This window comes from Shewanella algicola, from assembly GCF_014648035.1.
GTDB classification, from domain to species: Bacteria; Pseudomonadota; Gammaproteobacteria; order Enterobacterales; family Shewanellaceae; genus Shewanella; species Shewanella algicola.
Genome location: NZ_BMQI01000039.1, coordinates 39,969 through 47,914 on the forward strand (window position 1 = coordinate 39,969; position 7,946 = coordinate 47,914).

Consider the following 7,946-nt stretch of genomic DNA (forward strand, 5'->3'; position numbering starts at 1 on the left):
AAATGGGGACGGTTAAAAAGCCGACCCCATTTCATCATTTGACAACCCAAACGGGATCACGGTTAACTCACCTTCAATACGAGACAGCAAGAAAAACTGCGGCATATTAAACACCGACAAACGCTGTTTTTGACCATCAAATACGTATGAGTGACTTTCTTTTTCAACAAAACTTTTCATACTGGTCTGCTGATACTCTAATTGAGTTAAGCGGTTATGTTCATCAACGATAAACACATCTAGCGTATTAGTGCGTTCACGCAAAAAATATTGCTTGGCACCTAATGCCACAAACTGCTGAATAATCGATGGGACACTCGCATAAGGATCATCTACCAGTTCTGGTCTGGCTAACACCAGGTTTTCTACTAAATCTCTTTTCACCGCGGTATCAATTTTACGATACATCATCCCTAGGGAGTTAAAGTACATACCATATCGATGCTCGCCAATGGAAACTTGATGCATTAATGTATTGGTTTGGCTTACCTTTTTCATTAAGCCATAACAACGCAATAATAATGATTTAAGCTGGTTGAATATTGGTTGTTTTAATTTTGCAGAACAACTAATAATCGATAAGTCGACTTTATCATCTGAGCGTTTAAGCCCTAAAATCACAAACGAAATGGCTTCTAATAATGCTGTATCCCCGTCAAAACGGTGGCTTTGCCACTCACCCCAGCTGTTTAAGCACACGACCGCGACTGACGACAACATATTGGTTTTATCGCGGCCAAACGACAAAATATTTAAGTCAATATAATCAAACATCAACTCCTGACCTTGCCACTGCCCGGTTGGATCGTAATCAACATTCACCACTAACACGACTTTTTGGTAATACCAGGGTTCACACAAATGTCGCTTAGACACCATAGGCACATTGTGTAACACCGGCATTAATTTACGCGTTAAATAAGCCAACTTACTTGCCCGGCGATGGCCTCTGCCAATTTGTGACCAGGTGGTATTAGATGTAGCGATTCCATTCATTACCGACCAAGCAACTAAACTGCATACATTGTCTGCTTGGTGGATAATAAGACCGTCATCAACCTCCTTTAATAAGTCGCTTGGGGTAACAGAAGCTGCAATTTCAGATTGGGGCTGACGATAAAGGTAAAACCGAGCCGTTGACTCACAATAACGCACTGTAAGGGCTTTCTCAGTGGTAGTGATACTCCACAACCGATTAAGTGGCTGTAATATATGGTCATCATCACTAAAATAACTGTGTAACTTTCTTGCTAACAAGCCGAGTTCTTCAACTCGCATTCGGTCGCTTAACGCCTGTTTGGAAGCAAATTGGAGCAAGTTTTTATAACTGACAAGCAATAACTCACTCAATTGTTTGTTAAACCATTTTAATTGGCCGGCGTGCCAGTGTGGGCTGTTATCTAATGTCGCGATTAAATCAGAACTCCAACGCCACTCTTGCACAAGATGAGATATTTTGACTAAACGCCAATCAGAGCCACTTTTAACAGCCTTTTGCGACAACATCACGCCCGATTTCAAATAAAAGCAACGTCTAACAATTTCTAATCGACTTGTATCACCTTGCGCCAGTAAGTAAGTCTCAATCCTCTGGTATAACAATAAATATGCATCGTTATCGCAGCTAAAGTTGTTTTGTTCACACAGTTGCCAAATTTGTTGGGTAATCAATGTTGTCTGCGGATATTCAGATGCATAAGTTTCAAGTAGCAACACTTTTAACAATGCTTTATGAGGCTTATTTAATCCTTTATAGAGTTGCCATAATGATGCACCAAAATATTCTGCAGCAGGCAATGACTCAATATCACCTAAATACAGTAATTGTGGGTCACGTGTGTTGCCATCACAATGGGCATTTGGCCACCATGCAACCGTTTTGCCTGCTAAACAAATATGTGAACGATAAAACTCCTCCAACAGTAACCAATGTTGGCTGGTTCCGCTGTGCTCTAGCCCGAGAGATTGATTACTATCAAATGCGTTGGATTGTATAAATTGTTGCGGGTGAACAAGATAAAAATTAACTTCAAAATCAAACCCAGCAAACCATTGAGTTAACAATGCATTTTTGTGGCTAATTAAATTGAGTTCGCTTTGAGTTAAGTGGGGTTTATACACTAACCATACATCAACATCGCTTTTGAAATGTTGGCCAAAACTGGCTGTGCTGCCCATGGCGTATACGCCTTCAAAAGCAATATCAGTATCGATATGTTGAAACGCACAGTTTTGAGGGATGGCCAGTGATAACTCAGCACAAGCGTTTTTGATTTTATCAGAGAGAGAAAACCCTTCAATACCGCAAGGTGTTTTTGAGTTTATTACGCCGGGTAAATCTTGGTGATGGCAACTGAGTAATAAAGGAATAATGTTGAACAGGTGCTGCTGGGTGTGTGGCAACACACTCAACACTCGAGCCAAGCGAATACTATTGAGTTGTTGTGCTAATCCTTGTTGATAACCTGTAGGGACGGTCGCCAAAGCCTATTTCCTTATTTCTTCATGCGAGATATATACAAAAGCTGGATACACGTTTAATTTTTAGAATTTGAATTTATCACTATCCGAAGTCAATTGAACGTCACAAACTTACCAGTTATGTGATCATCGTAGCATTAATTATTCATTTCGCTAGTACTTTAAATCAAACCTTTGAGCGAATTTGAGTTAAATAACCGCTACAGACTTCAAACAATTAGCATCCATATATTACATCAAGGCTTTGGCAATGATAGCATTAGCTAAATAAGGCTATCTGATTGGATCTATTAACATGTCTGAAAATGTAATTCGTATTGCAACACGTAAAAGTCCACTGGCTATGTGGCAAGCAGAATTTGTTCAAGCAGAACTTGAACGTATTCATCCTGGTTTACGCGTCGAGCTTTTGCCGATGAGTACAAAAGGCGATGTAATTTTAGATACGCCTTTAGCAAAAGTAGGTGGTAAAGGTCTGTTTGTTAAAGAACTTGAAGTCGCTATGCTTGAAAACCGTGCCGATATTGCAGTGCACTCGATGAAAGATGTGCCGGTAGATTTTCCTGAAGGTTTAGGCTTAGAAGTGATTTGTGAACGCGAAGATCCTCGTGATGCATTTGTCTCTAATACCTACAAAACGATTAGCGAGCTTCCTCAAGGCGCTGTTGTGGGCACTTCAAGCTTACGTCGTCAATGCCAAATTCGAGCTGCCCGTCCTGATTTAGTCATTAAAGACTTACGTGGTAATGTGGGCACTCGTTTAGCAAAATTAGACAGTGGTGATTATGATGCCATTATTCTTGCTGCCGCAGGTCTTATTCGTTTAAAACTTAATGACCGTATTGCCAGCTTTATCTCTGCTGAAGAATCTTTACCAGCTAATGGTCAAGGTGCTGTTGGTATTGAATGCCGTACAGATGATGAACGAGTAAAAGCATTACTTGCACCATTAGAGCACCAAGAAACACGTTACAGAGTGTTAGCTGAGCGTGCAATGAACACTCGCCTAGAAGGCGGTTGCCAGGTTCCTATCGGTGCTTTTGCTGAAATTAACGGTGACGAATTAACGCTACGTGGTTTAGTGGGTAACCCTGACGGCAGCGAAGTGATTAATGGCACTGTATCGGGTGCAAAAACTGATGCGGTAAGCCTAGGACAAGCATTGGCAGATGACTTATTAAGTCGCGGCGCCAAAACGATTTTAGATGCCGTATATGCTAGCTAATCTTTTATCATCAAGATAATTAGACTATGAAAGTCTTGTTAACGCGCCCGCAAGGGCGCAATCAAGCAATGGAAGAGCAACTGTCACAACGTGACGTTGCTTATTTTGTTACCCCCCTTCTAGCCGTTGTAGAAACCACTGAACAACTCTCCGAATCTTGCCTCAGTTGTACTGACAATTTATTATTTATCAGTACCAATGCAGTTGATTTTGCCGCAAAAAAATTAGCGTATACCTTCCCAACCCATTGTCGATATTTTGCAGTAGGACAAGCGACTGCAGATAGCTTAGCGCTGCACAATATTAATGCGCTAACCTCGCCAGACAAAAGTCAAGACAGTGAGGGCCTGCTATCTTTAGCCGAATTACAACACGTCGATAAGCAAACATTTATCATTGTACGTGGTGTAGGTGGACGTGAAACATTAGCAGAGCAATTAACGGAGCGTGGCGCCAAAGTAAATTACTGGCAGGTATATCAACGCACACTCCCTAAACTTGATGGATACTACATTTGTCGCCAATGGCAATCTTTCGGTATTGATACCATTGTGGTCACTAGCGGCGAAATATTATCCAATTTAGTTGCCCTTGTACCAAAAGAATTATTTGCATGGCTACGTTCATGTCATATCATAGTCCCAAGTAACCGCGTCGAAATACAAGCTAACGCTTTGGGTTTGAACCATATTAGCAATGCAAATGGAGCAAATACTCAAGCAACATTAACAAGTCTGGGAATTAATTTGTTATAATGTTGTTAATTGGCGTTGACGCGCACTAAATAACATAGCTTTTATTGGTTGTATTTTTGCTTTCAAGGACTGTTCATGGAAAACAATAAAAAAGATCCAAACTCGCCAGCAGACAAGGATGAGAAAGTCATTTCTCCAACAACAGCGCCAGCAGAAAAACCGGCGGATATCCAAGAAGACAGCACGGTCCACAAACCAACCAATGACACTCCGCCCAAAAACATGCAAGCTCAAAGCGCTCCGGTCAATAGCAACCGTCGTCAGGCGAAGAAAAGCTCGTGGTGGATCCGTCTTGGAGTACTATTTAGTTTAATCATCGCCATTATTGCCATTGCTGCATGCTATTGGCTTTATTTGCAATTGGACAAACAAGATGGCAACCAGAGTCAATTCGGCAAAAGCATCTCTGAACAAGCCAAAGAAAATCAGTCTTTAAAATACGATTTACAACAGATTTCAATGGACAGTAATAAGCGTCTTACTGCTCTTGAAAAACAACAATTAAACGACACCAAAGCTTATTCAAAGTTAGCTGAACTTCAGCAATCAAGTAAGTTATTACAAGAGCGTGTAGCGGTAATAGCCCAGCGTAGTCCTAATCATTGGATGGCATCTGAGGCTGAATATTTAGTCCGCATGGCGGGCCGTAAATTGTGGCTAGAAAATGATCCACAAACCGCAATTGGCTTATTACAATCAGCTGATGAACGTATCAGTGCTATGAAAGACCCTGCCTTAACTCATTTACGTAAGGCCTTAGCTGATGACATAACCAGAGTAAAAGCCTTAAAAACCACTGACATTACCAATACTATTTTTGAGTTAGATACTGTGATTGGTCAGTTAACCGCTTTACCGCTTAATCGTGTTAATGAAGACTTTGCTGACAAATCAGATAATCAGCCTATCAGTGATTCGGTTGACGATTGGCAACAAAACTTAGCGCGTACTTGGCATGATCTCACAGATGGTTTTGTCACCATCCGCAAACGTACAACAGATTTGGAGCCTCTACTATCACCAGAACAACAGTGGTATTTAGTTGAAAATATTCGTAATAAATTACTCCAAGCACAATTGTCTTTATATCGCTTTGATCAAGTAAACTACAAGCAATCTATTGCGTTAGCAGACAAATGGTTACAGCAATATTTTGATGTGTCAGATGCCAAAACGAAAGACACAATCGAAGCGTTAGATAAATTAGCCCGGGTCAAAATTGAAAAAGTAACCTTGAATAAGTTCCAAGCCTCTCCATTGCTACAGCAATTGGTGATCTATGGTGAAATTATGCCTGTGGAGGAACTGACACAATGATCAAAGTCTTAGTATTTGTATTACTCATATTAGTGGGTTTGTGTCTTAGTCCATTGATTATTGGCCAAAGCGGTTATGTTTATATTGCTATCGGTGAGTACCAAATAGAAACCAGTCTTGTTGCTGCCGTTGTAGGGTTAATTGTATTTTACTTTGCGCTGCAATTACTTGAGTGGGCAATCATGTTATTGCTTAATCTCATACTTAACAGCCGCTACTTACCCACTAAATGGCGCCAAAAAGCGGCTAAAAAACATACCCTAACCGGTGCCCTAGCTATTGCAGAAGAAAATTGGTCCACTGCAGAAACCGCCATGGCAAAAGGCGCACAACAAGGTGAAATTCCGCTACTTAATTTATTTGCCGCAGCCCGTGCCGCACACCATCAAGGTAAAACAACTGCCCGCGATCATTACTTAACTCAAGCAGAAAAGAGTCCAGTTGCTAAAACTGCAGTCAATACTTCTCGAGCGCGCTATTTCATTAAACAAGGTGAGTTAGCACAAGCAAGAGCTATTGTAGACAAGCTCGAACCAACGAGTAAAAGCAGTGAGCCCGTACTCAAACTGGCTATTGATTTGTATCAACAACAGCAAGACTGGCAGGCACTAAAATTATTATTACCCATTATCGTTAAGCGCAAGCTTTTAAATGATGTTGAATTACAAACACTCAGCGTAAAAACAAACACCATTATACTCGCAGATGCGGCTAAAAAATCTGAAACAGAATTAGAAAAATGCTGGCAATGGCTAAGCAAAAGTGAACGTAAACACGATGCATTACTTGTGACTTATACTCACGGCTTAAACGGTTTTAATCGCCAAACTAAAGCATTAAAGTTATTGGAAAAACAATTAAAATCCGCTCCATCAGCGACCTTATTCGAGGCTTTACCTGATTTGGTTGGTGCCGATGACACCGATATTCGTAATGTATTAGCTCGTTTAGAATCAACTCATGAAAATGACGCCGATTATCAAATGTGTTTAGCTAAGTTAGCTATGCAACAGCGCGATGCAAAACAGGCTAAAACTCATTGGCAAAATGTCTGTCGAATTGCTCCTACACATCAATCGTGGCTATCACTTGCCCAAATTCAAGAGCAATTAGGAGAAAATAGCGCTGCAAATCAGAGCTACCGCAAAGCAGCCAATGCATTATAATACTTTAGTATTAAATTCTATGCCTTTAATTAAATAACCCGCTTTTTGCGGGTTATTTATTCAATTAATCTCCATTTCTGCCGATATAAATTTACTCGCTGCACATGTACACCTCTTATAAAGTCTACATTTTTTACGTAATCCTTTAATGTAAATTAACAATTTTTCAATCACTTAATTTAACAAAACTGCAATGTCAAAAAATTGACTGCCTAGCGTGTAAATGATAAAATTGTTAGATTGTAGTTAAATTTTTTTAATATGAATTTTTGACCAAGAACACACATACTTACGTAGTAATTATCTGATATATCAAAGCTGTTGGGAGCTTCACATGGAATCGATTAAAACATCACAAAATGGAATACTTTCTGCCTCAGAAGGCAAAGTAACCATGACCATCAACAATGACACGACAGAGCTTCAGTTAGGTCAAATGGTGCCAGCTGGAGCGACTGTGACGAGTAGTGACGATATTAACTTCGTGATTACTTTTGATGATGGCACCATTTTTAACAGTGCTGAAACGCCTTTAGATGAATCGATTGCAAATACCATCAATGATGCTGAAGTCACAGCTGAACAAGTTGTAGACCAGGCAACATTGGACGAAATTGAAGCTCTGCAAGATTTAATCGCTGCAGGCGAAGATCCTACTGAAGAATTACCTGAAACCGCTGCTGGCACCCCAACTGCCAACCCTGGTGATTTTGGATATATCGCTGTATCAAGAGATGCTAACGAAACATTAGCCTCTAATGGCTATGACACGACTGGAGCTTTAGTTACCCCAACAGCTGAAATCCAGGAAGAAGGTCTAGGTGAAAATGATTCCCCATCAGTTTTAGTTAATGATGCAATTACGATTGCAGAAGACCAAGTTGCTTCAGGTAATGTACTCAGTAATGACACAGATGCAGACACCGCATTAACAGTTACCAGCTTTGAAGTTGAAGGTGAAACCTATGCTGCGGGCACTGAAGTTACTCTAGAAAATGGCGT

The 7,946-nt window shown here is 40.4% G+C and carries 6 protein-coding genes; 5 read left to right on the forward strand and 1 reads right to left on the reverse strand.

Annotated elements, in window-relative coordinates; translation table 11 throughout:
• Positions 1-12 precede the first annotated feature (12 nt).
• Complete coding sequence (locus tag IEY42_RS15790; RefSeq protein WP_188926134.1) at positions 13-2,484, reverse strand: class I adenylate cyclase; 2,472 nt, start codon at positions 2,482-2,484, stop codon at positions 13-15.
• 292 nt (positions 2,485-2,776) lie between these two features.
• Between IEY42_RS15790 and hemC the strand changes: the two genes are divergently transcribed.
• The 5 genes from hemC to IEY42_RS15815 form a co-directional block, all read left to right on the forward strand.
• Positions 2,777-3,706, forward strand: a complete 930-nt coding sequence (gene hemC / locus IEY42_RS15795) for a hydroxymethylbilane synthase (protein WP_188926135.1) — start codon at positions 2,777-2,779, stop codon at positions 3,704-3,706.
• Positions 3,707-3,732: 26 nt separating this feature from the next.
• A complete protein-coding gene (locus IEY42_RS15800) occupies positions 3,733-4,461 on the forward strand; it encodes a uroporphyrinogen-III synthase (protein ID WP_188926136.1) in 729 nt (242 codons plus the stop codon).
• A gap of 75 nt (positions 4,462-4,536) precedes the next feature.
• Complete coding sequence (locus IEY42_RS15805; protein ID WP_188926137.1) at positions 4,537-5,778, forward strand: uroporphyrinogen-III C-methyltransferase; 1,242 nt, start codon at positions 4,537-4,539, stop codon at positions 5,776-5,778.
• A complete protein-coding gene (locus IEY42_RS15810) occupies positions 5,775-6,944 on the forward strand; it encodes a heme biosynthesis HemY N-terminal domain-containing protein (RefSeq protein WP_188926138.1) in 1,170 nt (389 codons plus the stop codon). Before IEY42_RS15805 ends, IEY42_RS15810 begins: the two co-directional genes overlap by 4 nt.
• 334 nt (positions 6,945-7,278) lie before the next feature.
• Positions 7,279-7,946: retention module-containing protein (locus IEY42_RS15815; protein WP_188926139.1), on the forward strand; the 668-nt coding region annotated here is incomplete at its 3' end.

Bases quoted from the DNA above. Each gene is read 5' to 3' on its own strand.
- hemC (WP_188926135.1), top strand. From the start codon at position 2,777: ATGTCTGAAAATGTAATTCGTATTGCAACACGTAAAAGTCCACTGGCT.
- IEY42_RS15800 (WP_188926136.1), top strand. From the start codon at position 3,733: ATGAAAGTCTTGTTAACGCGCCCGCAAGGGCGCAATCAAGCAATGGAA.
- IEY42_RS15805 (WP_188926137.1), top strand. From the start codon at position 4,537: ATGGAAAACAATAAAAAAGATCCAAACTCGCCAGCAGACAAGGATGAG.
- IEY42_RS15810 (WP_188926138.1), top strand. From the start codon at position 5,775: ATGATCAAAGTCTTAGTATTTGTATTACTCATATTAGTGGGTTTGTGT.